This is a genomic window from Tunturiibacter gelidiferens (assembly GCF_051013345.1).
In the GTDB taxonomy this organism is placed as follows: domain Bacteria; phylum Acidobacteriota; class Terriglobia; order Terriglobales; family Acidobacteriaceae; genus Edaphobacter; species Edaphobacter gelidiferens_A.
On the sequence record NZ_CP132939.1, the window covers coordinates 2300743 to 2327249 of the forward strand.

The following is a 26507-nucleotide window of genomic DNA, read 5'->3' on the forward strand; positions in this document are numbered from 1 at the left end:
CTCCGCCGCCGCTAGGGCTGGCATCGTCGATGGAGGGATAGGCACACTCCGCACGTCGATTTTGCCAGTGACGGCGTTCGTGATCAGAGCAGAACGATACTCTTGAAGATGGTCAATGATCCTCTGAACGTGTTTTTTTGGTTATCGATTTTATTAGTGAGGTTGCATACTGTCGCGACGATTTCACCCTGTTCCGCTAGAGGTGGCACCGGAAGATGTATGTTCTTGAACACATCCGTACGCAGCACCTTAGTGCCATGAGCAGATTCCTCGACAACACTCAGGACTAGCTGCTGAATTCCTCTGAGCAGAATCGCAAGGTACTTGCTATCCAAGGTTGTGGCGATAGCCTTCATATCTTGGTTTACGGTCGTTGGTACCGAATTGATGGCAACTGGGAAGGTGTGCGCCAAAATCATTCCACGCACGACGATCAGTACTTTTCCATGCTCGTGAAGAGGTATCCCTGTCTCGATAAGTGCTTGCTCTGTAAGCGTATCGATTGAGCCCCCGAGCACCTCACTTTTCATGTCTTTAGGTGAGATCCAGGGAATGTCTCCACCCCAATACTCTGAGTTCCCAGTACTGGGAGTCATTCCGCCCGTCATGTTGGTCAGAAAACGTAGGCGCTTTGTATTCCAATGCGCCGGAAGTTTGCCCAGCCACTCGACATCTGAATCTTTCATGGGAACAGACGGGTCAAGGCCCCTGGTGACCGCATGGCTGATTAACGCCGTACGCTTTTCGGTTAGCTTCTCCAACAATGTCTGTTGTTTCGCGATCAGTGCATCGATCTGCTCCATTTTGAAATCAAGGAAGCGTGCGATGGTCCATTGCTCTTCGAGCGGAGGCATGCCAGCTCTGAAGTTCTTGAAAAACGTTTCGGGAACACGTTTTTGCCCACCTGCCCCATACATCTCTGATTCACCAAGCTTCCGGAACTTGTGGGATATGGTGAGATAAAAAATGAATTTTGGATCAAGCTGTTCGGGCGAGGTACGCAATACATGCAGTTCGGTTGTCCCAAAAGCTGTTTGGTTTCTGAGCCCCTTTGCCAAGGCACCTTTCCCATTTTCAAAACATGGAGTTATTTTGGCAACGACGACATCACCGTCGCGAAAGTAGGTGTAGCCACTACTCACTTCCGCCAACGCTTTCTCTTCAACTAGGCGGATTCCTCCATACTCGCCGACTGCATCCATACGTACAAATGAGACTTGATCTGATTGACAAAGACTAATCTCGCTCTTGCTCGGATTCATCGTCAAAGAAAATCGCAAACGCTTGTATCCCCAAGCCTCAGGTACGCCAGACTTCGAGTAGCTCGGATATGGTGGGTACTGCGCCATCACAGCACCTCACTCAGCATTGTCATGACGTCCTTTTCGAGCTGACTGATTTCGCCAGCGATAACATCCAAGGGACGCGGCGGTTGGTAGACATAGAAGTGCCGCGTCAGTGGGATTTCATAGCCGACCTTGGTCTTGCTGTGATCGATCCAGGCATCGGGTACATGGGGAAGAACCTCCGTCTTGAGGTACTCCTCGCAGTGGGCTTGCACCAGGGCCAGCAGATTGTCATGGCCTGTTTCACTGTCGTAGCCAAGCGGCAACGGAAGGGAAATGTCGCTAGGAAGCGGTACGAGTTCGGTATCGCGTATTTCAGGATCGGGCTCAGGGTCGCCTTTTGCGTCGAAGCAGATGTCGGCTTTCGGGTCTCGCTCCGAAAGCGCTGCAAGAATCGCTTTCCGGATCGGTGCCTCGAGCTTGATTTTCGCCTTCTTCATCCCTGTGTTAAGAACATCTTCAAACGCGCGGCGATTTCGATAAAGTGTCTCTCCGTCCATCCGGTCCAAAGCCACCTTGATGGCTGCTTGCATCTTGCGTCCTTCTTCAATCTCCGCACGATAGGCAGCGTCATCCTTGCGCTTCTTGCTGCTCGCCAGGTTTTTGAAAGCGCTCTGGGCATCGAGTCTGGCGATGCGCTCGGCGCTCACTTGGAAATTGAGACGAAGCGGACGCTCCACCGTCATCTTGAGGAACCCAAATCCACGGTTATCGAAAATTTTGCTGCAGATGCGGCGTTCAGCTTTGCCATCAACCAGAACTTCGCTTTCCGCATCGTGCTCGTATTCGGCGTAGAGGCGTACCAGCTCCTTGATGTGGTCATCTGACAGCTCGTTGCGCTTGTTACCAAGGCTTGGGTTCATCTTTATGAAGTGACGAGTACCGTCGATCAATTGCACTTTGCCTTGGCGATGAGCAGGCTTCTTGTTGGTCACGATCCAGACGTAAGTGTAGATACCTGTGTTGTAGAACATCTGGTCAGGCAAGCCTACTACAGCATCCAGCATATCGCGCTCAATAATCCAGCGACGGATATTGCTTTCACCGCTGCCTGCATCACCGGTAAACAAAGGGGAGCCGTTAAAAACAATGGCGATCTTGGAGCCGTCTCCACCGAGTTTGGGTGGGTTGTGCATCTTCGAGATCATGTGCTGCAAAAAGAGGAGCGCCCCGTCGTTGATGCGCGGCAAACCAGCGCCAAAACGGCCTGAGAAGCCTTGCTCTTTGTACTCTTCTCTAACGAAGTCTTCTTCCGGTTTCCATTCCACTCCGAATGGAGGGTTGGATAGCATATAGTGAAATTTCTTGTCTTGGTGCCCGTCATGCGCAACAAAGCCGTTGGTCTTGTTCTTGGCGTCCTTGATGCCGAGAGTATCGCCATAGATCAGATTGTTGATCGGCTCGTCTTTGATCAGGAGGTCCGAGCAGCAGATGGCGTAGGACTCGGGATTGTATTCCTGGCCGAACAACTCGATGTTCGCTTCAGGATTAAGGCCCGTATGAACTCCATCACCGCAGATGAACTTCTCTGATTCAGACAGCATCCCGCCGGTGCCAGCTGTGGGATCGTAGACACTGCGGTAAATCTGTTTTGCGTAAATATCTTCTTCGCCGACGAATAACAACTGCACCATAAGCCGAATGACCTCGCGCGGGGTGAAGTGATCTCCGGCTTCTTCATTGGCCTGCTCGTTGAACTTGCGTACGAGCTCTTCGAATAGATAACCCATTTGCAGGTTGGACAAGCGCTGCGGGGACAGATCGATATCTGGCGAGCAGAATTCCTTGATGATCAGGAATAGGCGGTTGGCTTCGTCGAGCTTGGCGATTTCAGCCTCAAATTCGAATTTATCGAAGATGTCACGGGCACGCGGCGAGAATCCCTGAATGTAAGCAATTAGATTGCCCGCAATGTTGGGAGCATCCCCTAGAAGCTTCTCAAAAGTGAAGCCGCTGGTATTGAACAATTCCTGCTTGCGGTCCTTCGCAGCTACGCGCGACAGCGACTTTTGGAGAGCAGCGCCGGTGATCCCCTTATCTTCAAGTCGCTTCTTTTCATTCAGAACTTTCTGCTTGTTTTCCGCCAAGACGAGATCAAAGCGGCGTAAAACGATCAGGGGAAGCATCACGCGGCGGTACTGCGGAGGACGATACGGACCACGTAATTTATTCGCGATATTCCAGATGAACCCGACGAGATTTTGGTGCTGCGTATTTTGCATCAATGCTTTCCTGAAAACTGTTCTTGTTAGTGGCCTTTGCCGCGCGATCGACTAATTTGAGTGCTTTCGCACATGACGTGAGAGATCCTCGCAGACGGCCTCACATGCCGCCACTCAGGCGAGAAAATTTATCATCTCGTAAGCTGCTTAGAATGTTACAGATATGGAATAGATCTATCAAGCGAGAGGTCGATTTAGGTATGTGCAAAGTATAGGCGGTACCGGCGATCGATATCTAGTTCCGAACCAAAGCCTGATCACTGCAGCAGGTCTGCAGATTGTCTCAACGGACTTCCGAGTCGTTCCCTGTCAGTAGCCATTCGATGGATTTCCCATAGAGCTTCGAGATCCGAAACAGGATTACTGCCCCACATTCCTTCTCCCCGCGCTCGATCGCAGAGACATAGCTCTGCGCAACTCCGACCGCGTCAGCCAGCTCCGACTGCTTTGTGTCGAATCCACGGAGTTCCCGAATCCGGCGTCCCACCGACTTCCAGTCGATCGTCAAATCTTTTGGTGCATCAGGTCTTGACATGTAAGCTCAATGGAGCTATAAAAGCTCTATAGTGATTCAAATGAAGGTCACTTCTACACAAGACTAATGCAATCAACATGAGGAGAAGGATGAAAAACAGCATCTCGCCAATGGAGCTTATCGCTAAGTGGAACCCAAGCCAGGATATGTCCGTTGAACTGCCCAGTTCTGTGCGTTGGGCGGACGGCACTTGCGCTACCCACAATGATTATCTGCAGCACATGCTGGACACTCACACATTCGTGGGTGACTGTGAAAATGGTAGAGAAATTCGCATGTTTCCTAACATCGTGGCTGATGTGCGCTACGACCATTCTGCCCAGACTTGGGCCGTCAGCGGCGTCGGTGTCACACCCTCCGCCCTTGCTCTGACGGACCCAGATGCTTCGGACGACCAGATAACGGCCGCACTCTACGCTCTCCCTGTTGTCTACCGTTCAAATATCCGCCGGTAACAACCTGCGCTGGGGCGGGAGCTAATTCCGCCCCACGGGAACTATGCAGGTCAATCGATCTGAAAGAAGCTCAACTAGCCCAGTCGCTCATCGATTTAGAGAATGCTATCGCTGCGGCTTGTTTATTCTTCTTCGCCTATTGTGGTCATCACCCCCTATTGAGGAACAGTGAAGCAACATGACAGTGCACGATCTGGAGCAGCATCACCGAGCCATATATATAGATATCGAATTAACTTGCTGGTCGGGTCCACCACCACCAGGTATGAAGCAAGAGATTGTTGAGATAGGGATCGTTGAAATGGATCTGATGGCGCTTACGATCACTCGCGAAAAATCACATTTCATACGCCCGCGTCGATGGGAGATCAGTTCCCAATGCACCGATCTCACCGGGATCACAACGGATGACATTCGCTCGGCACGCCCGTTCGCTGAAGTCCTCGATTTGGTGACACAGGAATTCAATCCCCAGAAGGCGCTTTGTTGTACTTGGGGTGGCGACGCTGGGCTTATCGCGGACGCCTGTCGATCGCATGGGCTCAAGAGCCCCTTGCGTCACCTTCTGGACCTGGCGCATTTCGTTCAAAATCTCCTTCTCTTGAGGGATGGACCAAGCCTTAGAAACGCAGTCAAATTACTTGGATTGGAGTTTGATGGTGTCCCACACTGCGCGTTGGTTGACGCCCGCAATACTGCACGGATCCACGCCGCTGTGGTTCGGCGGATGAGGGGCAATCCTGATCCTCAGCGGCCACCTCCCGCAAAAGCTATCGAAGGAACACATTTGAGTTCTTTCGCAGAGAAGCTGCAGCGGTCTCTTTCGACTTCATCCGGGGACGAAGCATCTGGTCCGGTGAAAACCTAGCCGACGATGAACTCAGCTTGCGTCCATGATTGGAGCGATTGCAATTCGACGACATCTCCGACTTGCCTGGATCGTGAGCAAGGCAATCGTGCACGCGCTCCTCATTTCGAACTTAATGTCATATCGCGACGAAATTTCGTTTTTAAATCAAACCAAAGAGCTATCAGGACATCGTCGAGGTTTAACTATGGCAAATGCATAACTCCCATCGCCTTCTGTAAAATCCCAAACTATTTTCTGTTGAATCCGCAAATCACATTCAGTGTAAGTGGGAAGGCTATACCGGAAGTGGATAGAACGGCTAATCGGCACTACTAGTCATCGCTTTCTAGAGCGAAGCGCTTTTCCACCAGTTTTCCACAAATCTTTTCGTCAAAACTGCTCCATTTGTCCTTATAACCACTTAGTGAACGTAATGAGCACTATCACCCTAATGCCCGGCTACAGGCCGCCCTCGTCTCGGTCCCTCTTGCAGGTATTTCGAGGCGTTTATGGATCGCGAGTCCGCGTGCGTGCGACCCACCATGTTAAAGGATGTGAACGAAAAAGAAACCGAGAACTCCCTGCGCAAACGGAGCCCGACGGGAAAATATTTCTCACTTCGAGTCCATAGACGCGGCCTTGTGGCTCAGGTTATGACACGGGCAATATCTACAAACGACAGTAAATGTCACTCCGTTTCACAAAACGATATAGATCGTTTTGTGAAACGGGCAGTCTCAATCTATCGCGCCTCTCCGGTCCGAAGTCAAGCCAGTTGAGGTTGCGGAAGGCGCAAGCCAGTCTCACTCCAGGGAGAGTCTGCACAAGTTCTGCATCGCTTGCCTGATTGATTAATCTGATAGCTGCGAGGAGATTGCGATGAAGCAGCAGAGTCTGTCGAGTCAGGGTGTGTTTGAGAAGTACGGGCGGAAGAGTCGGCGGGAGTTGTTTCTGGACGAGATGGAGCAGGTGGTTCCATGGTCTGCGCTGGAAGCCCTGGTACGACCGCACTATGCGAAGGCGGGCAAGGGACGGCAGCCGGTAGGGTTGGCGATCATGCTGCGGACTTACTTTGTGCAGCAGTGGTTCAATCTGTCGGACCCTGGGGTGGAAGAGGCGTTGTACGAGTCTGCGGCGCTGCGGCGGTTCGTTGGCGTGGACCTTGGGATTGCGCCTGCGCCGGATGAGACGACCATCCTGCGGTTCCGTCATCTGCTGGAGAGGCACGAGCTGGGCGGGTTGATGCTGGATGCGGTGAACGTGCATCTGGATGCCAGGGGCATCCGGATCGCGACGGGCACGATTGTCGATGCGACCATCCTGCATGCGCCTTCGTCGACCCAGAACGCGAGTGGCGAGCGCGACCCGGCGATGCACCAGACCAGGAAGGGCAACCAGTGGTACTTCGGCCTGAAGGCGCATATCGGCGTGGACGCGAGGGAGGGCATCGTCCACTCTGTGGCGACGAGCGCAGCCAGCGTGGCGGACTGCCACATGTTACCGGAACTGCTGCACGGCCAAGAGCGTAAGGTGTGGGGCGACGGCGGCTATCAGGGCCAGACCGACGCCATCCAAGAGGCCGCTCCGAAGGCACAGGACATGACCTGCAAGCGGACGAAGTTCAAAAACTATGTCGACGAGTTACAGAAAAAGAAGAACCGGAGTAAGTCGAGGGTGCGGGCCAAGGTAGAACATCCGTTCCGGATCCTGAAGCGCATCTTCGGCTTCGACAAAGTGAGATACAGAGGCATCGCGAAGAACCATCACCGCCTGTGCGCGAACTTCGCGCTGGTGAACCTGTACCTGCACCGCAAACGTCTGGCAGTCCTTGGGCAGTAGTGCGCCTGGAAGCCCCGGAAAACGGGCGGATGCGCGTTCCAATTAGCCCTCCAACAGCATCAAACCAACCAAAACCCGCGCATCTTCCATGCCCACTCCCTGACCCCAGAAAGTCAGACGCCTACGCAGAGGTTCCCCAGAGTAACTGTGAAATATCTAAGTTGGAAAATGCTGAGGATCATGCACGCTGAGTCCAAGAACAAACTCAATGCTTTCAGACGGCTCGACAGCAATCCGAATGTAACGGCGTTATACGAACAGCCACGTGAAATCCACGATAGCCTTGATGGGATCCGTCATCGCCATCTCGCGGAAATCAATGATGTAGAGAAACTGCGAGAAATTCCATTGGAAATGGAAGCTCTAAATCCAGAGGTCAGCAGAAGGGCCAGTTTACTTCACTGTGATCTTCTCCGTCTTGGTTACAAGTACCTGCCTCGCCATAGTAAATGTCAGGCTCTCATCGTATCTCAGCATGTAACTCCCCAGCCAACATCACTGGTTAACACGGTGGGCGACCAGGTAGAACTCCTCTACTGCAGAAACAATTCAAAATATTTTTACGATCGACTCCATAAATCGACCTCAGGTCCCGATGTTAACGTATGACAATTTTATCTACCGCTAAGAAACTAACAACACATACTTCGCAAGCAGACTGGCCGCATCTTGTCGACCAGATATCACAATCTATCATAGATATCCGCTTCTCGGAACCTGGGGAATTTCGATCTCGGAAAGTTGTAACTCGCTCACAAGCCCGAGGAACTGGGCGACCAATCGACAGAAGGGTGCCCATCCAGAAGTTAGGCAGGCCGGATGGTGCAGTTCTGGCAACAATTTCCGCGATCCAAAGCATCGAGTTTCCTGAGCCAGGGCAGCTTCGAGCTCGCAAAGTGGTGACGCGGTCGCAAAGCCGCTCGACGGGTAAGTATCCGAGCTGGAAGATGGGTAGGATGCTCCAGTGGGAGTCTCTGAACGAACTTAACGCATTCCGCTTGCTCGACTGCGATCCAGAAGTAACACGCTTCGCTGAACAGCCATGCAAGATTTTGTACGTCCACGACGGAGTATCTAAAACCCACTTTCCAGACATTCTCGTCGAGACCAAAGGCTGCAAAAAACTGTGGGAGATTAAGCCTGAGGCCGAGGCCATTCGGCCTGAAGTAGCTTCGCGGACGACGTTGCTTGCGCAACATCTTCCGAGGTGGGGCTATTCCTACCGTGTCGTTCTCGACCACGAGCTCGCGAGACAACCGCGCCTCAGAAATGCGGATCGGCTGCTTAGCTTTGGTCGAGACACCGTCACGGAGTGCGAGCAGGAGTTCATAAGGTTAGCCCTCAAGCGATGCGGCGCATTGGTCTGGTCGGATGCCTGCGCCGGGGCATATGGCTCAAGAGGCAGGGAGATTCTGTGCCACCTCGCGCTCAATGGAACATTGTCCCTGGACATGAATGCGACATGGTCTGCCGACACTCGGTTCACTACCGGAAAGGCTGGAATCTGAAATGGGTGCTTGCGCGTTCGAAAAAATGCACTCGTAAAGATTGACGGGGTAGAGCATCGCCTCCTAAGCAAAATCACCTCTACGCGCTGGCAGTTGGTGCATACCCGAACGGGGTGCTTTGCTCAGTTTGAGGAGAACGAACTTCTAATTAAATATGACGACAAAACACTCGTGTTTCCAAGCAGCGGCAACGTCGTTCACTGCGGTCCAGCAAACTTGTCAATATCTTCGCAAGATCACGAACTAGCAGTATTGAGACTTACCTATGTGCGAGAAGCGCTCAAGGTTCCAAACTCACGCACATCTCTTGAACGAGTCATCGCAGACCTCTGGAACAAGATCAAGATTCCAGATACGGCTCCCAGTTACTCGACAGTGTATCTCTGGAAGCGCCGCTACCAAGCGGCAAACGGCGACTACCGCGTGCTCGTCAACGACACAAGAGGGAAAGGCAACCGCCTGAATCGTTATCCTTCCACGGTGGTTGAGATTTGCAATCAAGCCATCGAGGCCAGATATTTGCGGAGAGAGCGCAACACTATTCAGAAAACGTTGGAATATGCCAAGAGTAGGGTCCTAGAAGAGAACAAACATCGTTTGCCCAGTTTGGCACTTCCTTTGCCAACCCGGCGACTTGTAAAGCGGCTCGTTCAACACATCCCTGCCTTCGATAAGCATGCAGCACGGTACGGCCACGAGTCAGCCCGTAAAGCCTTTCGCTCCGTCAAAGGGCATGTTGTCACTGAGGCCCCCTTGAACGAGCAGAGATCGATCATACGCAACTCGATATCGAGGTTGTAGACGATGAGACGTCCAAAACGATTGGCAGGCCACATGTGACAGCCTGCATAGACGACTTCTCCCGCTGCATCCTGGGTATCTATGTGGGATTTAATCCGCCTGGCTATCAGACTGTTCAACTCTGCCTAAATGACTGCCTTCGTCCCAAGGTGAGGCTCAAGAGCGAATATCCGGAAATCCAGTCGGAGTGGCCAGCACATGGCGTAATGCGCAATCTGGTTGTCGACGGTGGTCTTGAGTTTCACGGCACTAGCCTAGAAAAGGCATGCAATTCTCTTGGCATCAATATAGTCATGTCACCCTGTCGTACGCCCTGGTTCAAGGGGAAGATCGAGCGATTTTTAGGCACACTCAATCGTGCAGTTACCGAGGGCGTTCCAGGCACGACCTTCAGGAGCATCGAGGAGAAGGGAGACTACGATTCAGCGAAGCATGCTTGCGTAACCCTCTCGACTTTGAAGAGGAATATCATGCAATGGATTGCCGACGAGTATCATCAACGGCCCCACCGGTCGATAGATACAACGCCCTCCAAAATGTGGACATCCAGTATTAGTCCTGAGGATATCCGCTACCCAGATGAGTCGACCCAGCTTGATGCTGTCACCGGTAGCGCATATTGGCGCTCTTTGACACACAAGGGGATAGAGTTCGAGAGCCTAATCTACTATTCGCCCGCTATTCACGAATTGAGGCGATTAGAGAGGGCCGATCTTAAAGTTGAAATACGTGTCAACGAAAGCGATCTAGGTTCCCTTTATGTGCTATGGCCGAAAGTCTCGGAACCATTCGAGGTTCCGGCACTAGAGCTCGATTATGCCAAAGGCCTTAGTCTCTGGGCACACAGGGTAAACAAGAAAAGACAAAGAGAAAATGCTGATCTTGATCAGGGTTCAGCTGGGCGGCTGCAGGTAAGCCAAGACATTTCGCGGCGGATCGAAGAGGACGCATCACTTAAGCGCAAACGGATGGGCAAGCGTGTTGGGCGCTATCTAGAAGGGTCGGAGAAGGCCAGAGCACATAGAGAGTCACACGAGACAACATCGATCCCATCCCGAAGTTCATCAAACGCTGCTGCCAGCAACTCTGTGGCGGCGGATTCGTACTCTCTTGCAAGCCCGTTTGGTGGTCCCCCAGATCCGGGCGCACAAGACCTTTCCGACGATCTTCCAACATTCACAGCAAGGTACAAGGGCGGATATGAAGACGAATAGCTACGTAACGATTGTCGATCAAGTCGTAATCCCACATACGGCCTTCCTCCACGCAGAGCGACAGATTCGGCAGTGCTTTGAGTTCTCGGGTGAAAAGGCGGAAGCGGAAGGAGTCGCAATAACCGGAGAATCTGGCACAGGAAAGACAAGTGTACTAGAGAGCTTCAGAGCTAATTACCAATCCATCCATACCAACGAAGGCTGGCGCGTCCCGATCCTGTCAGCGACAGTGCCTCCCCAACCAACGGTTAAGAGCCTTGCTGGGGCGATGTTGGCGGCCCTCAAGGACCCCGATTGGGAACGGGGTACTGAGCATGAAAAATCTAAGCGCCTGCGGGTGCTGATGAAAGGAACAGGGACACGGATGGTGATGATCGATGAGTTTCAGCATTTTTACGATCAGGACAAACAAAAAATTATGTACAACATCGCAGATTGGCTCAAGGTCTTGATCGACGACACGCACTCAATACTCGTGGTGGCGGGTCTTCCTTCCTGCGCGTCCGTTATTAACCAGAATGAACAATTGCGCAGGAGATTTCTCGCTCCGGTGCAATTGCCGAGGTTCTGGTGGCAGGATCTGAATCAACGAAGGGAATTTATGGGCATTCTGAAGGAATTCCATAACCGACTCTCCAAGAAATACGAACTTCCACCGTTTCATGAAGAGGGCTTGGCCTTCCGATTTTACTGCGCAACTGGAGGTCTAATTGGCTATTTAGCGAAGCTTCTGAGACAGGCCGTGCGGAACGCAGTCGATGGCAACAAGACGTCCATAACGCTTGAGGACCTAAACATTGCACATGGGCAGGCAATATGGTCCAACGCGACGAGTCATGATCTTCTCAAGCCATTTGATCGCGGCTTTTCACTAGTTGCAAATGTGGACATTCTCGATCGCGCCGGAAAGGTAGGTATGGTCACCGCCATCTCGCCGACGCCGACGCTACGCGGATTCAAGAAACCAAGAGACAAGTCTCTCAATGCCGAACTGGTGACTCGATGAGCACCCCGCTTCTAGTCCGGCATCCAACTCCGCATCGAACTGAGAGCCTCCTTGGGTACGTGTTACGACTGAGCGAGAACAATGGCTACCCTTCGCCGTGGAGCGTATATCGATTGGCCGGGATGAGACAGAACGAGATGAGAACCACGGGCATCAGAGTTGAGAGCTTGGCCAAGATTGCCGGGTGTCCTGTGTCCCAACTGGACGGCATTGCATTTGCACAATCGGCTAACCACCAGCGTTGCTCTCGGCTGCTGGGCCATCGCTTGGTTCCGACGGATCTAAATGTAACCAAGCCGAAGCTTTGCCCTCAATGTGTCTCCGAGAAGGGATTCATTGAGGCGCACTGGCACCTGGAGATCATGGTGGCCTGTCCTATCCATCAGTGTTTGGCACTCTCGACCTGCCCTAAGTGCGGCAAGCGCCTGAGCTGGTTCAGGCCGGGCCTATTGGAATGCAAGTGCGGCGGCAACCTGCAGGACGGCGAACTACCTTCAATATCCCTGTCAGAAGCAAGCCTGCTCGACGCGATCAGAAGAACAGTACTGGCGCTTCCGGTGCCCGCAGAAAACCTAGCATCGCTGCCACAAGATCAGCTCATGAAGATGAGTCTGCACTCACTACTGGCAGTTGTCCACACACTTGGAAAGCATCGTATGATCGCCAATCGTTCGACTAGCTGGAACGATAAACGACGAGCGGTAGAGAAAGCCTCACACGTCCTGATGAACTGGCCACAACACTTCATCGAACTGTTTGTAGATATCGGTCAAAGGCTTCCGGTAACCACTGCCGGCGGCGTCAGAAAGCAGTTTGCAAGCATCTATCATGCCTTGTTTAAGAGCGAAGCAATCAGGCCGCGAGAGGATGCCGACTTTCTGAAGGTCGCTTTTCTAGACTTTGCCATGAACCATTGGGGTCGAGGCTTTGTCGACCGCAAGTTGGTAAAGGTATTGGGAACAAATGTTGCCAAGCGATACCTGACGCAGACGGAATTCGCAACGCAAATAGGAGTGGAGCAAAGCACCGTTGCACGACTTCTGAGGAGTCAAAAGCCTCTTCGAGGCGAGTGAAGTGTGGCAAAGCTGAGCGCATTCTGGTGGACGCAAGTCAAAGTCAAGTTCCTCGCACTTCGCCCGGAAAGATATTCAGGAATAGAGATGCAGCAAAGCACATGGGACTTTCCGCGTCTCTGTTGCAGTTTTTAAAGAAGGCCGGTGTTTACGAAATCAACCATCTACTTCCAACACGAGCGGGATTCCACGAACTCGATATTGAAGCCTTCAGGCAGAGGCTGTTGACTCTCGCTCCACGCTCCGAGTCGTCCTCCGGCGTGGCTCAAGATTGCGTCGCCCTGCGAGTTGTTATGCAAGGACACCACGACTCGCTGGAGATCAAGATGAACATATTACGAGCGGTTCTTTCAGATAAGATTGCCGTCGTCGGCAATGCCGATGGAACTCCTGGAGGGGTGTTGTTAGAACGCGCCGCATATCACCGGTTTGTAGAAGATGTTCGTAACAGAGCTGCAGGGAACGCCAGCACACCGGCTGCGGTGGCGAGATCTCTCGTTTGTGATGGGACCACCGTTCCTGGTTTGGTGCGCTTAGGTCTTCTTGAGGGGAGCGAAACGCCCGTAGGCCTGCGGATAACGGATGACTCCATCGAGGTGTTCAAACGGCAATACGTTTCATTAGCATCTGTCGCAAAAAGCGAAGGTACCAGCAGCAGAGCCCTGATGCGTCGCTGTGAAGAGAATGGCATCAACATGCTTCTGGTGCCAACAAGGAGACGTGGTGGCCTGCAGCCGTTCATCCGCCTTGCGGACAAATGCTACCTCTTCTCGGGTGCGAGTCAAACTCTAGAGAGTTTGATTCCCGATGATGCAGTTGGTATGCGAGTAATCGCATCTGTAAAGGGAGCGGTAGGCGCATGATCACGTCAAAACTGGTTCGGCACCCCTCCCTATCCGAGGGATATGTCCTGCGTCTCAGCGAAGCAAACGGCTATACCTCTCCGCAGAATCTATATCGATTGGCTGGCATGAAGGCAGACGAAATTTCGCCGAGTAATTTTGAATGTTCAAAGCTCGCCGCGATCGCGAATTGTCAAACCGCTCTTCTGGACCAGATTGCATTCAAGGATTCAGGGGACGAGTCCGAAACAATGCAATTATTAGGGAACTGGGTGAGTAAGAGAGACCTGAACTTGACTGGCGCAAGGGTGTGCCCAGCGTGTGTCGCCGAGAAAGGATTCATTGAGGCACATTGGCATATTGAACTCATGGTGGCTTGTCCTGTTCACGAGCGGCCCGCTGTGTGGTTCTGCGGTAAATGCCGAAGGAGACTGAGCTGGGTAAGATCGGGTCTACTAACGTGCAAGTGCGGGAGCTCCCTTTGACGTCCCCCGCGACTCCTATTCCAGACAGGATCTGTGGCTCCTCGACTTAATTCGGCAAAAAGTCCTTAATGATCGAACCGGTCCTCGAAATGATTCATGCATGCCCTGCGAGCAACTCGCCGCCATGAGTCTGCAATCGCTACTCTCTCTTGTCCGTTCTCTCGGAAGGCAGCGACTAACTGCGAACAGAAGTTCGAAATTACAGATGGGCAGACATCTATTGCAGGCGGCAGTCAGCGTGCTCAAGGATTGGCCCTCCAATTTTGAAAAGCTGCTGGGGGATATAGGCCCTCGCGGATCCGAGGATGGACTGACTGCGCCCGCAGCGAACTTTGCAAACATCTACGAGTTGGTGTCCGGAAGAATCGCGTCTCGATTGGAAGGGCACAGTTCCGTCACAGAGTAGCTCCGCGACGGCTTGCTGAGAATATAGTGCCTGGCAGCTGGTCCCGCCTCTGAACACGCACACTAGAGCAGAGATCAGATGCCTCTTTCGATTGCTTCAAGAAATCAGTTCTTTGATTCTGAGAAATCATCGAGTCAGTGTTATCTTGATGCCAGCTGATGCATTTGGAGATTCTTAGACTGTTGCGATGGACAATCGCGTCGAAGCTAGTCAAACCTTTCATATACCGCGCAACTTCACCGAATCCTACACACAACACCCTCGCCGCTCCCCCTTATGGAAGCGGTACCAACCGTGCAGGAAGCGCAGGTCGCCACGCCTGAGAAGCCGGGGTGGACAGGCGACTTGTACACTATTTCCGAGGACGGCCACTTCATCGGACAGGATGGGTTCGTCGTTCCACGCAGCTTCGAAGAGTTCTTTGAGAGGCATCCCCGGTACGTCCGTGGCCGTGTCCGTTTTTTCTGGCCCAACAGTACCGATTCGGAACGTGAGGACCACGAGAACGAGCTGCTCATATTCCTCATGAGCTTGCCCGATAAGTCCAAGTTCCGCGCCCTGGATTACAACGGCTTCCCAGATGGGTGCAAGGACCGCATTCAGACCTTCAATCCGGACCTTGCCTATGGCGCTTCAGAGCCTCGCTTCTTCAATTACATCAAAATAATCCTGACGAACCGCCTTATCTCGCTGTGGCAGAAGGCCGCGTCGAACCCCGTTCGCGCGTCCAACACGTCCAGCTACTATTCACCGGAGCCGGATGGAACGCAGCTCGACGAGGATTACATCTATGCGCTTGCCAGCGAACGCGGGGCGTTTGGGATGAGCTATGATCAAGCTATTCAGAACGGCATCCTCGTGGATGAGTTCTTCAGATTCGTCAAGAATCAGAACCCCGAGCTACTTGCGATCATCAGGGCCATCCAGAATACCGACACTTACGTCGAAGCGCAGCATACCCTCGGCCTAACGGAGAGGCTCTTTATCCGGGCGCGGAGCCGTCTAGTGGTCCTTTACTCCTGTTTCGATAAGGGTACGGATCCTCCGCGCCAACGCAAGGTATATCGTTCCCGAAAACCGTGAACAAAAGGGTAAGTTATTTCTGGGAAATGCCGTCAATTTCAAACCAGATCGAAAGCGGTGTGCACGTTCCATGACGGCTATTTATAAAAAACGAATGCGCTCGTAAAGCCGTTTGGTCGAATGGCGCCGATAGCATCATCCTCTACCGACCCTATCTGCTCCTACGGGACCCAATGGCGCGGGCGACTCCCAAGGTGCTTGAGCGGTTCGAGGTCCACCTGAAGTCTCCTTTTCCAAGCGATCATTTCTGCGGGAGACAGTGGGTTTCGGAGTGAAAATCGGTCTCGGATCTCGCAAAGAAGAAAAAACATATTCTCTACATCTGCAAATTCAGCGTTTGCTTCCAGCCACTGCATGAGCGCTTCTTTGTGAGAACCCTCCACTACGACTCGTCGCCCCGTTGGCGCCTTATATCTGATGATTTCCTTTTCAGGACGATACGCCGAATGATGCTCATAAAACCGGTCCAAGCACGAAAGACTAACAAAATCCTCGATCTCTACTTCCGTGTCACACCTGCTGCATGAGAGCTGTGGTTCCAACAACACGGCATCTTGGTCCAAGATCTGAAGTTTCTCTTTGGCATTCCGACCAGGTTGATCACAGTCGAAAAGAAATAGGTCCCTATTTCTTCTAGTGCTTTTCTCTACGACAATTTCCGGAACCTTGCTTGTCCCCCCATCTCTGCCTGAGCCAAGCGGTAGGATCGAGAGGCTCTCTGCTACATCAACACCCTTGGCAGCATATGCCAGCTTCGAAACAAGCTTCAGAAGGCGACTGTCAGTCTCTCCCTCGACCCATAGCCGAAACCCGCCGTTCGCGGTGTTTAATGGAGGCGCATAAAATTCTAAGAAGAGTCCCGTCAAGTCTTCCGACCCCAAGCGCTCCCTGGGGCCAAGTTGAACTCTAAGGCGCATCATATCTGCACACCTTGCGGCTAATTCGGGCAATTCTTTGATCCTCGGTCCAAGGCTTACCTTTGACAATGCCACGAGTGCACTTGATGGTAGCTGTGTTGTTGCGGTTACAAGATCACCAGAATCCGCACTCGTATCATTCCGGAAAAGCTCACGAATGAGTCCTATAAGCCACGCAATCTTGTCTAAGGGGCGATCGTCAACGTGGCTAAGGCGGACAGTCTGTACCTGTGCGTCTAGATTTGCATCTGAGTGGTATTCAGACGGAGAAAAGAGAATGGCTCTACCCGAAAGAGCGTTAAAACGTTCCAAAACTGTCCCACGTTGTGAAGCAGAGGCAGGCAAACCATCGAGCAAGATCAATGAATCTCTCGACCGTCTCAAATCTTTAAGTTCTTTTTGGGTGAGACCTAGGGTTCCATCGAGATAGAAAGACTGAATGCCCCTGTTCTTCGCCGCAGTGTCAAGAGATTTGGCGATAGAGGTCTTGCCGTGGTATTGCTCCAAGAATATGTAGGCCCGGCGCTGAACAGGGTCTTCGGTTGACGCCGACCCTAATACTTCGTTGCAAAGTCGCAGAACATTCTTGAATTCCGGTGACGCTCCATAAAACTCAAGGCCGCCTATCGTTGACGAAAATGAGGAAAAATCCTGAAGCATGTTCCCTACGAGTTGAAGCGCTTCGTCGCGTCCCATGGCATTTTTCGGCTGCAGTGTCTCGATCCGTCAGTTGCCGGTAGCAGAATCAGATTTATTGGTCTCGGCCCAAGCGGTTCCGACTCCCATGGGATTCCAGTAATTGAATGCCACAAGCGTAATAAGTTCATCACCCCTCTGAAGATTATTCATTGCGGAAGGGCCTTGATAACGCTTGGGGATCTTAACCTCTATCCCGAGCGCAGGAACGAACACAGTCAAGAGATCATCATCGTCTCTCCGTCTTACAATAGCGGCCAAGTGCTTTGGCGCACCCCACTCGTCAGACAAATAGACTAACGGCGTTAGGCGTCGCCGACCAAAGGCTAGAGAGTTTGCCTGAACTTCTTCGGTCATCTGTAAGGCCCTACGTATATCACCTTGATGGGCGAGTGCAACCGAGAGCCAGAAATTGACGTACGGCACACGGGTCTCCCCAAAAGCTGACGCCGACCAGCGGTTATCATTTCGAGCTCTTTCCACTCAGCTTGCGTACTGGCGATTCCGTGCGGGCGTTCGTCGAGATCACGATTTCCTAGGTGTGCCCCAAGCCAAAGTCGGTGCATCAATGTCAATGCGCGATCATCAGCCAATATCTTCGGCGCATAGGCATTCAGCCGGTGGAGCGCTGCAGTGGCGGCCGCAGAACTAATAATCTTTCCTGATTGGCTATCGATCGCGTCCATTCGTCCCAACAGGCAGATCCCGCTAAATTTTCCTGCTTGCGCATCTTCCTCCGCTCTAAGCTGGGCTGTACCGTCATCGTTCAGGTACGTCGCTAGTTCGACGATACGGCTACCCAGCCGGTCAGCTTGATCGTGCGGCAATTGTCCCAATTCTTTTGCTTTATCGACCGCATCAGCCATGTTAAGGAGCGCCCGCTCACGTTCTTGTCTGCCTCGTTCTGTTTCTGGTCCCTCAGATAAGTGTCTGAAGAAATCTCGACTTGTCCAGAATGCGGTATCCAGAGGATGGTATGCGTCGGTGTAGGCTCTTGATTCGCTAGCGGTGTCCAAAGCCTGTTGAACCAAATCTCTACGCTCCGATTCATCAAGGTCTTGCCCACGTGATTCGGCATTGAACGTATAGCCGATTGTCGTGGCGATGGCGTTCAATACCATCGACATTTCGAAGTTGCGGCCAGATGATGGTCTGCGACGAGCAAGGCTTTCTCGCGCCAGCTCAAGGACATGGCGGCTTTGCCGATAGTAGGCTATTGCATCCACATTGCGGCCGTCGTCACCCGTCCGACGCCCGAGATGCCGCAGCACGATCCCCTCCACTAGGAGTAGTTGAGGGAGGGCGGCGCCATTGTCCTCTCGCAGTCCCCGCAGGATATCTGCCAATGCGTTTAAATCCTCAGTCCGCTGATAATCGGCTTGGAATGCACCGCTGGGCGGTGCGATGCTTCTTATCAGATGGATTAATAATGCTTGTTCAGGCAAATCGACAGGCCTGCTATCGGGGTCCCAAGGGAACTCCCGCAGAAGCGATCCCAGGAGCTTGATTCTCGCGACTGAAGACGGTACCGCGGCATTCAAGAGCAGTTGCGCAACGAATGGGTTGGCCGCCGTTAGTCCAAGGTCGCTCTGCTTCCCGAGATCGATCTCTTGAAACAGGCCACTTGCTTCTAAGGTCTCCCTGATGGTTCTGTAGACATGGAGCAATCCCGGAAATCTCTTGGTTAGAAGATTTAGCGAGATTGACTCATCTAGGCTCGAAAAAAGCAACACAAGTTGTGGAAGATGAATCGCGATGTTCTTCCATGAAGGTGATTGTTGAGACTCAGCTGAGGCTTCCAACGTTGTTGGTTTCGTTCTGTGAGTGCCGAGCCAGATAGAGAGCTGTTCGCTCATAGTGCTACCTCTTAGCTGCTCTCCTGTCGGTGGGCGAAAGGTGGCAAGACCATCTACTAGGCTGAGATACTCATCGACAACCACTCCGCGAATGTTCTCTCGTGTATCTGGGATCAATCTATACAAGAGAGCGAACACGGCCGGGTCCGAGGCTAAGAGCCGAAGGACCAGGTCCGGATCGATGTCACGGACGTTTTCTATAAGATAGGTCCTAAATCTGTTCGCTTCTGACTCTGTCAAGGCATAGTCTAAGTTGACCTCGATGCCGCGAGAGGCTTCCAGTTCATCATCAAGATCGTGATTCGCGAGTAGTCCACGCTTTGCCATTGCCGGTGCTACGGAAGCGACCAGCATAGCACGACGTCCCGCGCTTTTCAGTTGCCGGTCAAGCTGTTCTGCTACCTTGCGATCGGACTTGTCTAACAGCACAACTGCAGATGGAGCACCCCTTCCTTCAGCGAGTCGAAGAATTTGCTCGATTGAACCATTGTCTACGGTCCCACCCGCTGGGAGGAGATGTACCACAAAGATGCCTCTTCGCCGGAGTTCATAGGCCAGCCAACTTAATCCCACCGTCCGCCCTGATGCGGGGGGACCTGCCAAGAAGATAGGAAGATCTTCGACGGTTCGCTTTCGAGTATGTGACCGTTGGCCTGAACCTACGATCAGTCTTGTACGGTCAAGGACAAGTTCTAGGAGGTCTTTGTAAGCGTCTCGTTGAAATGCATACCCTTCACTGATGCCGCTCCAATCGGGCGTATCTCGATTTTGTGACAGAAAGCGAATGAAATCCTGCTTGCGCCCATTTGTTTCCGGGGCTGCGGCTTTGGCTTTCAGATCAGGAACTATCAGTAGGTGCCTACGAAACTCGCGAAGCTCGCTCGCGCGGAAGGTAAGAACCTTTTGAATCTCGCCGAGGCTAACTGTCACGGTGAGGTCTTCCAGTTGCAAAACCTGTTCTTTCAAGACTGACAGACTGCTCTGCTTGCTAGCACTATCCGAATAGGACGTTAGCGCAGCCGAGAATTCCGACTCGACGAAATGGATGTTTGGGGCGGCGAGTTTGAGCTCAGAAAGGTCTAAATTGTCTTGTGGGCCAACAAACCAGTAGACGTTATCCGGATCAAGATCGCTAATCGAATCAGCAACAAGGAGGGGAGCAACCGCATCAGTGTTTCTAATTCCGGCAATGCAGAGCAAGTGGGCGGGGCCGATTGCTTGCGCTAAATTTCCTAGCACTCCGGGCATCAGTAATCTCTTGGCCCTTCCCCAGTTTCTTCCGTACAGCGGCAATCCCGTTGTAGTCTTTTCATTCGCTAGATGAGATAGATGAAGAACGGTAAGAACTTCGTTTCGCCTTGGGAAAAACGCTGGCATTTCATCATCTAGGGAGAGGTGGCGCAGGCGTCGACCTTGGCTATCTTGGCCAGCAAGTTCTGTCGATAATGTGTCGTCCAGGGCTGAGGTGAAAACTGCTGCCCACGGGATGTCGGCGATACGCCTCAAAGCCCCTCGGGCTGTCTTTTCCTCGACCGCTTTTGCCGCTGCAATTATGTACTCAGGGTCCACAATTCCAGAACAGACGCCTTCCATCGTGGCATTTGGCGGAAGAGTTGCATTGTTAGATAGTGCTTGCAGGAATCGTTCACTCGTTCCAGGCTCTAGGTCCTGCCCGGCGAAGAGCACGGCCCTGCCTGTGAAAGCATTCTGGAACAACCTCGAAAGATCCGTCATATCGTCGGCTCATGCTATCACGCGCTTGCAGGCTATCGTCACGGCAGAGGGTTTGAATTTCAGGGACACCATACGCTAGAGTTGGAACGTGCTCCTTATGGTCAGGGATCTTGGATTAATTCCAGGCAATCCGCTCTGCCAAATCGATTCTAGGAAAGTCGGGGGCTAAGAACTGATCAGCCAGGTCCCGAGTGACGGTCAACCCGGAAGTAGTTCAAATTCGCAAAACTCCATTGCTCACAAGCAAGGGAGGTCAGGGGCCAACTATTCACGCTTCGCCGCTCGGGAGCGATTTTCAGTATTGGTCGCGACCTTATCCGCCGACTTGGATGCGGGGAAGACAGGGATAGCGAGAGAAACCATGAGCAAGATGGACTGGGATCGCGTGAGATGGGAAAATCGTGCCGCCCGGCAGGGATCTGAGTGGGCCAGTTCCGATGGTGCTCCGCCACTTTTTTCCGGTCCAGGCCCGTCTGCGCCGACGGGCACCCATTCGAGTATCTCAATAGCTCGCGAATCAAATAAGAAGAAAAAAGAAGAAGAAACATAAAGTTGCCCAACGAAGCATACAGGTGCAGCCAAAAGGGAACTTGGCGGACAACTCCAAGCCGAATGTTTCCGCTGGCACGATGACTCGGGTGCTGCCGAACGCTTCAGGCTCTCTGAAGAGTCCATTGCTCAGTGGCGTTTCTCAAGTAAGAAGAGCTCAGAGGGAACCCGGGTTCCCTCTGAAAGCCAAGTCGAATTGCCTAGGGATTCAACATGCAGGTGATCCTCTAACCGTGCCAGAGCTTCAAAAGCTGACCATTCGTTTGTACAAGGCTCTCGGCGAGAATCGGATGTTGGAAGCAGCATCCTTGGCATTAGATATTCGTGGCGAAAGCCTCCATTATGTCGGAAATGCTAAGCGTGAAAGGACTGAGAACTAGAGTGCAAGTGGGCGTTGGGTATTTGGATACGCGAGCGGTATACCTTGCGCTGACGAGGAGGAGTCTGGCTCTTGCGGAAGCACGAGGAGAGAGCTGTTCGACGAAGATGCAATTCTTTATCACTTGATTAGGCGGTTGCGGGTACGCATGAACTGCGGTAAGCAAGCTGGCAGTTTTGCTCCCTCGCATCTGAGTCACTCAAGGGCCCTACATTCCCTTTCTACGCATTTCGGCCGCTCAAAAAAGCATTATGTTCACCTGTTACGGCCACGACCGTATTTTCCGATGACTGCGACCGCATTTCGGGCTTCTAAAGCCACCTGATAGTTTTCTATGTTCATGAGCTCCCTTTGTTGATGAAGGGAAGGGATGACTAAAGGGAAAAACCATCTGACAGTTGACACCAGATGCGTTTCCGATATTTTTCAGGTGCCATTATCGCCTTCAATTAGTCACATTTGCTACGGCATCTTCTCGCCTGTTTTCAGCGGCGGTTGGCAAATATTTGAAAATTACCTGTTGACATATTATCGAGTCCATGAGAACTTTTCCAAGCATCTAAAAGATGCACTAATGAGCACCTCCTGCCGCGTCTCGCGAGTTACTCGCGTTAGTGCGGGTGTATTTCTGAATTGCCGGTTCTCTCCCGAATCTAGATTTAGATCGATATCAGTGACTATTGGCGTTCCATTCACAAATGTCGCTGACGCACCAACTTGCGTTCTACGGTGTGCCGGGGATGTCTCAGTCGATGTGTTCGCATCAAAAGGCTGTGTCAAAGCCGATTCCCTCGACGTCTGCAAGGGATTCTCTGTTAGTGAGGACACATACATCCCTATAGGAATTGTATTTTACCACTTTCGCAATTAGTGCCGGACCACATGTACGAGTTACTCGAGGAGCTTCAATGGTCAAACTAAAGGCGCTGCATTTTCTTCTGTTCGTGATCATTATGTCTGCCATCCTGCAAGCGCAAACCTCTGCCACTCTTAATAACGATGCCGTCGTTCAGATGGCAAAATGGAAACTTGCAGATGCAGACATTATCGCTACGATAAATCGCAACGACAGCGTGAATTTCGACCTAAGTCCGGCAACGATCAGCACCTTGAAAGATGCTGGAATATCGGACGCTGTTATAGACGCGATGTACGCTGCTGCCAAGAAGGCTTCCGCTGTCAAGGTCGCGCCGGTTGGGAAACCCACATCAGGAGGGTCTGGTAAAAGTATCCAAGCTCATACACCCGAAAGACTCGCGGCGGCGAAACTCATAAAAGCAGAGACTGGCACAATCCCGACCCTCACGGTGAGTTGCCCTGTCGGTAACAATGGAAAAATTCCAAAGCGTACAATTTCTTTGTTCTGGCCCTCTGGGACTACCGATCCGACCAAAATATACGAATCAGGGCCGACCTGCTTTGAGGTGAGAGACTTCAATAACGTTCTTTACACTGCTTCATTTTCTCTGACGGAGACTGCGCCAAGTGGCAGTGCTCTTGACTTACTCAAAGATGCGATTAGCACGGTTACAGGATTTAGCTTCGGTAGTAAAACAAATAATCCAGCCGCAGACGCAGCTAATGATGCAGCGAAGAAAAACAAAGCTGGTGCCATACCAATCAACTGTCCGACCACACTGACAGATTCGATTACAATAGCTCAAGCTAGGGCTGGAAATTTCAGCGACATGATCGGGAAGCTCGATCCCGGCAAAGACGGCAATGGAAAAGTCAATTTAGTGGATTGGCCTACCACGGTTTCCTTGTGGCAGCCAGTTCCCGATGCCTACAACCAGTTCCAAGCTGCCACATCTCAGGTCATCAATAACCTAAGCCTAGAGCATGTTGACGCTTGTTCCACGGACGTTCTTGCCTCCGCTGAAGCTGTAATACTGGACGCATACGTGCCAGCCCGTCAATCATTTACGTATTATCAGGCGCGAGTCAACTCAGCCCACGTGATCTACTTTGCAGCGTCAGTCAATTCGACTAGCGACTACAAGGCTACGGTTCAAGCTAATTATCCAGCAGGCTCAGTTGCCGGTGGAGCCAAAGACTTCCTGATTCCAGCAGGCCATAAGATCTTGAGCTCGTCGGGAGGATTTCTGATCACTGAGCTACCAGGACGTTCATATTCAAGCGTAACAGTTCCCTCTGGTATGACTAGTCCAGCTACTCAAAATGTCTTGGGCATCAATGACTACAATGGGCCGCGAGTTGGAGTTGCAGCATTGCTAAACGTATATTTGCCGAAAGTATTCGGACTCCCAATGAACCGGGAGAACTGGGGACTAGCTTTGTCCGCAGGCCCAACATATGCTGTGTCCGGCAATAGTACCGATTCATCGCAATGGGGACTTTTGGTCGGTCCTTCATTGCATATCAGAAATCAGTTGCTTTTAACTCCGGGCATTAATGTTGGCGAGTTTGCAGACTACCCAATTGGGTATACTCATTCCGGGCAAGTAATACCACCCAATACAGGGACTCCCGTACCAGTTAAGCGGCCTACAGCCCGATTTGGATTTTCGATCACCTACAAGATCAAAGACTTTGGTCAAACGACGGGACAGACAAACCAATCGGCAGTTCCCGTTGCGCCGACTCCGAAGCCCGCTGGAACTGACGCGGGCAGTCCAGCCTCAAAGAAGCAATAACAAAGCATAAGGACAGTAGAACGACCTAAGAAGTAGACTGCTATCGTTACTCTCAGTTGACCCGCTGTACTCTTAGACCATATGACGAAGATCGTGCTCGCGCTTTTTAGTTTATCGGGATTTTCGCTGGTTGCGATAGCACAGGATGTGATGTGTAAGCCTGCCATCGCTCCGACCACGACCGTTGAAACAAACTTGACCGTTCAGAGTGATATTGGCCAGCAATCTGAACCGCTCAGAATAGACACCGCCAATCTCAATGACGCCCAGAGGCAGGCGTACGAAGCAATTCAAGCCGGGCCTCCCACCGAGTACATAGTTAAGGACACGATGCCGTTTGATGGCATGGTTCTCGCGGCGAGGGTAATAACGTTTTTACCAGGTAGCAGCTTGATCATCGGAGGACGCTTCAGCGATCGAGCAGAGAAGTACATTGTCGCTCGTACGATCAAAGTAATTCCTGGCGCTCCCGCACCCAGGATTGTTTGGCCGATAGGAGACGTCAAGACCCAGCCAACGACATCCTCTAATGAAGGTCTCTCTCTTAGCGCAGGCTTTCAGTACTTGAAAGCACCTCCTGGTGCCATGGGAAGCATCGAGGGGGCAGCCGGACACGCTGGACCAGACGGCCAGACCGGCAGCCCCGGAATTCCTGGGCGGAGTGCGCCGACCCTATTCATTTTCGCAACGGAGGTGGTGGGCGGAGTCCTTGAGATTAGTCTTCGCGGAGAAAATGGTAGTTCAGGCCAGCCTGGACAAACAGGGGGAGACGGTGGATTCGGTAGGACTGGTCGAACTAGCGTTTCGAGCTTAGCGGGCCTTTCGGGCTGCAGAGCGGATGCAACGAACGGGGGAAATGGCGGCGCGGGCGGTAACGGTGGTCGAGGTGGTCCGGGTGGACGGGGTGGAAACGGTGGGAACTTTGTATTCGTAACGTCTGCTCAGAACGCGACGACGCCGTACGCGAAACAAGTGTTCCAAACGAATCTTTCTGGTGGAAGTGGGGGTCCAGGTGCTGCCGGCGGTAAATGCGGTGTTGGAGGACAGGGCGGCGCCGCACAAAATGGCGACGGTTTTTGCAAGGGTGGACTGGCGGGCGACGTAGGGCCAAATGGTCACCTCGGTGCAGATGGGACTGAGGGGGCTGCAGGAATTCCTGGACAGTACGCAATCGCACCTCTATCTGACGATCAGATGAAAAAGCTTGGCCTTTCTACACTCAAATGAATCGTGTCAATTGGATCACGCCTTATATCGCGATCGCTTCGCTTCTGCTTAGTCAGTCGATCAAGTTGCATTCTCAGACTCAGTTAGAGCAAGTGACGACTCCGCAAATCTCAGTTCCGAGAACCGTTCCCAGGATTGCCCTAGTTATCGGAGCAGAGCACTACGAAACTTTGCCACCCGTAACAAACGCGCTCAACGACGCGAAACAGATTGCAAGGAGACTTACTCAGTTTGGCTTTGATTTCGTAAGATATGTCCCCGATCCTAAGGACGCGGATGAGATTTACGACTACTTGAGAGAGTTAGCTCAGCGTGCATCCAATAAGCCCGACCAGCCCGCCGTCATTGTTTTTTTCTTTGCAGGACATGGATTTCACCGCGGTTCAACAAACTACATTGTTCCCGTTCGTTCATCAATAGATAACAAGAATGATACGTCCGTCCCTGTTTCGAGTATCTTAGGTACACTGGCGCGCCACACCAATGGCATTTCAATTTTCTTATTCGACTCGTGTCGAAACATCATTAGTTCCGAAGATGGTTTCACGTCTCAATCTGACCCGTATGGTCCCGCAATCCTTGGATTGGCTGCCAAGTATGGTAAGACCGCGATGAGCTTTGTGCAGGCAGGCGACGTAGACAGTCCCTATGTATCTGCACTCACGCTGTACCTTGATAATCCTGGGTATCGGCTTCCGCAACTATTAGGGCTGGTGGGTAGAGAAGTACTAAGGACAACGCGGGAGGCCCAGGCCCCGAAGTATATAGTCTAGGCGGAGCCGATGGGCACGGGTTCTTCTTTAATCCCCGTGAAGAAGATCTGGCTA

The 26507-nt window shown here is 52.2% G+C and carries 18 protein-coding genes; 13 read left to right on the forward strand and 5 right to left on the reverse strand.

The annotated features are described in order from the left end of the window. Positions 1 to 83: 83 nt before the first annotated feature. The 3 genes from RBB80_RS11430 to RBB80_RS11440 all read right to left on the reverse strand — a co-directional run bounded on the left by RBB80_RS11430 (position 84) and on the right by RBB80_RS11440 (position 4103). Positions 84 to 1349, reverse strand: a complete 1266-nt coding sequence (locus RBB80_RS11430; protein ID WP_433968291.1) for a restriction endonuclease subunit S — start codon at positions 1347 to 1349, stop codon at positions 84 to 86. Beyond that, positions 1349 to 3568, reverse strand: coding sequence for a type I restriction-modification system subunit M (locus RBB80_RS11435; protein ID WP_433968292.1), 2220 nt, complete (start codon positions 3566 to 3568; stop codon positions 1349 to 1351). The genes RBB80_RS11430 and RBB80_RS11435 overlap by 1 nt, the downstream gene beginning before the upstream one ends. A gap of 283 nt (positions 3569 to 3851) precedes the next feature. Then, the gene (locus RBB80_RS11440) at positions 3852 to 4103 is read right to left on the reverse strand and encodes a helix-turn-helix domain-containing protein (RefSeq protein WP_433968293.1); all 252 of its coding nucleotides are present in this window, start codon (positions 4101 to 4103) and stop codon (positions 3852 to 3854) included. An 89-nt stretch (positions 4104 to 4192) separates the two neighbouring features. Between RBB80_RS11440 and RBB80_RS11445 the strand changes: the two genes are divergently transcribed. The 10 genes from RBB80_RS11445 to RBB80_RS11490 all read left to right on the forward strand — a co-directional run bounded on the left by RBB80_RS11445 (position 4193) and on the right by RBB80_RS11490 (position 15665). Then, the gene (locus RBB80_RS11445) at positions 4193 to 4558 is read left to right on the forward strand and encodes a hypothetical protein (RefSeq protein WP_433968294.1); all 366 of its coding nucleotides are present in this window, start codon (positions 4193 to 4195) and stop codon (positions 4556 to 4558) included. A 265-nt stretch (positions 4559 to 4823) separates the two neighbouring features. Beyond that, entirely contained in the window at positions 4824 to 5426 is a 603-nt protein-coding gene (locus tag RBB80_RS11450; RefSeq protein ID WP_433969621.1) for an exonuclease domain-containing protein, read from the forward strand. An 861-nt stretch (positions 5427 to 6287) separates the two neighbouring features. After that, a complete protein-coding gene (locus RBB80_RS11455; RefSeq protein ID WP_433964127.1) occupies positions 6288 to 7247 on the forward strand; it encodes an IS5 family transposase in 960 nt (319 codons plus the stop codon). A 791-nt stretch (positions 7248 to 8038) separates the two neighbouring features. Next, entirely contained in the window at positions 8039 to 8755 is a 717-nt protein-coding gene (locus RBB80_RS11460) for a TnsA endonuclease N-terminal domain-containing protein (RefSeq protein ID WP_433968295.1), read from the forward strand. Between the two features lie 1007 nt (positions 8756 to 9762). Continuing rightward, on the forward strand, positions 9763 to 10770 hold the full coding sequence (locus tag RBB80_RS11465) for a Mu transposase C-terminal domain-containing protein (protein ID WP_433968296.1): 1008 nt from the start codon (positions 9763 to 9765) through the stop codon (positions 10768 to 10770). Then, entirely contained in the window at positions 10757 to 11776 is a 1020-nt protein-coding gene (locus RBB80_RS11470; protein WP_433968297.1) for a TniB family NTP-binding protein, read from the forward strand. The genes RBB80_RS11465 and RBB80_RS11470 overlap by 14 nt, the downstream gene beginning before the upstream one ends. Beyond that, positions 11773 to 12849: a TniQ family protein gene (locus tag RBB80_RS11475; RefSeq protein ID WP_433968298.1), complete on the forward strand. Its 1077-nt coding sequence runs from the start codon at positions 11773 to 11775 to the stop codon at positions 12847 to 12849. Before RBB80_RS11470 ends, RBB80_RS11475 begins: the two co-directional genes overlap by 4 nt. A 101-nt stretch (positions 12850 to 12950) precedes the next feature. Beyond that, positions 12951 to 13712, forward strand: coding sequence for a hypothetical protein (locus tag RBB80_RS11480; RefSeq protein WP_433968299.1), 762 nt, complete (start codon positions 12951 to 12953; stop codon positions 13710 to 13712). After that, positions 13709 to 14176: a TniQ family protein gene (locus tag RBB80_RS11485; RefSeq protein ID WP_433968300.1), complete on the forward strand. Its 468-nt coding sequence runs from the start codon at positions 13709 to 13711 to the stop codon at positions 14174 to 14176. Before RBB80_RS11480 ends, RBB80_RS11485 begins: the two co-directional genes overlap by 4 nt. Before the next feature lie 700 nt (positions 14177 to 14876). After that, entirely contained in the window at positions 14877 to 15665 is a 789-nt protein-coding gene (locus RBB80_RS11490) for a hypothetical protein (RefSeq protein WP_433968301.1), read from the forward strand. Positions 15666 to 15826: 161 nt separating this feature from the next. On the opposite strand, the gene RBB80_RS11495 is transcribed toward RBB80_RS11490, so the two are convergent. Both RBB80_RS11495 and RBB80_RS11500 read right to left on the reverse strand, forming a co-directional pair. Continuing rightward, positions 15827 to 17278 carry a hypothetical protein gene (locus RBB80_RS11495; protein WP_433968302.1) on the reverse strand — a complete coding sequence of 484 codons (1452 nt, stop codon included), beginning with the start codon at positions 17276 to 17278 and terminating at the stop codon, positions 15827 to 15829. 353 nt (positions 17279 to 17631) lie between these two features. Further along, positions 17632 to 20868 (reverse strand): hypothetical protein, encoded by a 3237-nt coding sequence (locus RBB80_RS11500; protein WP_433968303.1) that lies wholly within the window; start codon positions 20866 to 20868, stop codon positions 17632 to 17634. A 1836-nt stretch (positions 20869 to 22704) separates the two neighbouring features. Here RBB80_RS11500 and RBB80_RS11505 point away from each other — a divergent pair. The 3 genes from RBB80_RS11505 to RBB80_RS11515 all read left to right on the forward strand — a co-directional run bounded on the left by RBB80_RS11505 (position 22705) and on the right by RBB80_RS11515 (position 26453). Continuing rightward, a complete protein-coding gene (locus RBB80_RS11505) occupies positions 22705 to 24453 on the forward strand; it encodes a hypothetical protein (RefSeq protein WP_433968304.1) in 1749 nt (582 codons plus the stop codon). 81 nt (positions 24454 to 24534) lie between these two features. After that, positions 24535 to 25680 (forward strand): hypothetical protein, encoded by a 1146-nt coding sequence (locus tag RBB80_RS11510; protein WP_433968305.1) that lies wholly within the window; start codon positions 24535 to 24537, stop codon positions 25678 to 25680. After that, positions 25677 to 26453, forward strand: a complete 777-nt coding sequence (locus RBB80_RS11515; RefSeq protein ID WP_433968306.1) for a caspase family protein — start codon at positions 25677 to 25679, stop codon at positions 26451 to 26453. Before RBB80_RS11510 ends, RBB80_RS11515 begins: the two co-directional genes overlap by 4 nt. The last annotated feature ends 54 nt before the right edge of the window (positions 26454 to 26507 follow it).

Coding starts and splice junctions, on each gene's coding strand:
- RBB80_RS11430 (WP_433968291.1), bottom strand. CDS start 1,349: ATGGCGCAGTACCCACCATATCCGAGCTACTCGAAGTCTGGCGTACCT.
- RBB80_RS11435 (WP_433968292.1), bottom strand. CDS start 3,568: ATGCAAAATACGCAGCACCAAAATCTCGTCGGGTTCATCTGGAATATC.
- RBB80_RS11440 (WP_433968293.1), bottom strand. CDS start 4,103: ATGTCAAGACCTGATGCACCAAAAGATTTGACGATCGACTGGAAGTCG.
- RBB80_RS11445 (WP_433968294.1), top strand. CDS start 4,193: ATGAAAAACAGCATCTCGCCAATGGAGCTTATCGCTAAGTGGAACCCA.
- RBB80_RS11450 (WP_433969621.1), top strand. CDS start 4,824: ATGAAGCAAGAGATTGTTGAGATAGGGATCGTTGAAATGGATCTGATG.
- RBB80_RS11455 (WP_433964127.1), top strand. CDS start 6,288: ATGAAGCAGCAGAGTCTGTCGAGTCAGGGTGTGTTTGAGAAGTACGGG.
- RBB80_RS11465 (WP_433968296.1), top strand. CDS start 9,763: ATGCGCAATCTGGTTGTCGACGGTGGTCTTGAGTTTCACGGCACTAGC.
- RBB80_RS11470 (WP_433968297.1), top strand. CDS start 10,757: ATGAAGACGAATAGCTACGTAACGATTGTCGATCAAGTCGTAATCCCA.
- RBB80_RS11475 (WP_433968298.1), top strand. CDS start 11,773: ATGAGCACCCCGCTTCTAGTCCGGCATCCAACTCCGCATCGAACTGAG.
- RBB80_RS11480 (WP_433968299.1), top strand. CDS start 12,951: ATGGGACTTTCCGCGTCTCTGTTGCAGTTTTTAAAGAAGGCCGGTGTT.
- RBB80_RS11485 (WP_433968300.1), top strand. CDS start 13,709: ATGATCACGTCAAAACTGGTTCGGCACCCCTCCCTATCCGAGGGATAT.
- RBB80_RS11495 (WP_433968302.1), bottom strand. CDS start 17,278: ATGGGACGCGACGAAGCGCTTCAACTCGTAGGGAACATGCTTCAGGAT.
- RBB80_RS11500 (WP_433968303.1), bottom strand. CDS start 20,868: ATGACGGATCTTTCGAGGTTGTTCCAGAATGCTTTCACAGGCAGGGCC.
- RBB80_RS11505 (WP_433968304.1), top strand. CDS start 22,705: ATGGTCAAACTAAAGGCGCTGCATTTTCTTCTGTTCGTGATCATTATG.
- RBB80_RS11510 (WP_433968305.1), top strand. CDS start 24,535: ATGACGAAGATCGTGCTCGCGCTTTTTAGTTTATCGGGATTTTCGCTG.
- RBB80_RS11515 (WP_433968306.1), top strand. CDS start 25,677: ATGAATCGTGTCAATTGGATCACGCCTTATATCGCGATCGCTTCGCTT.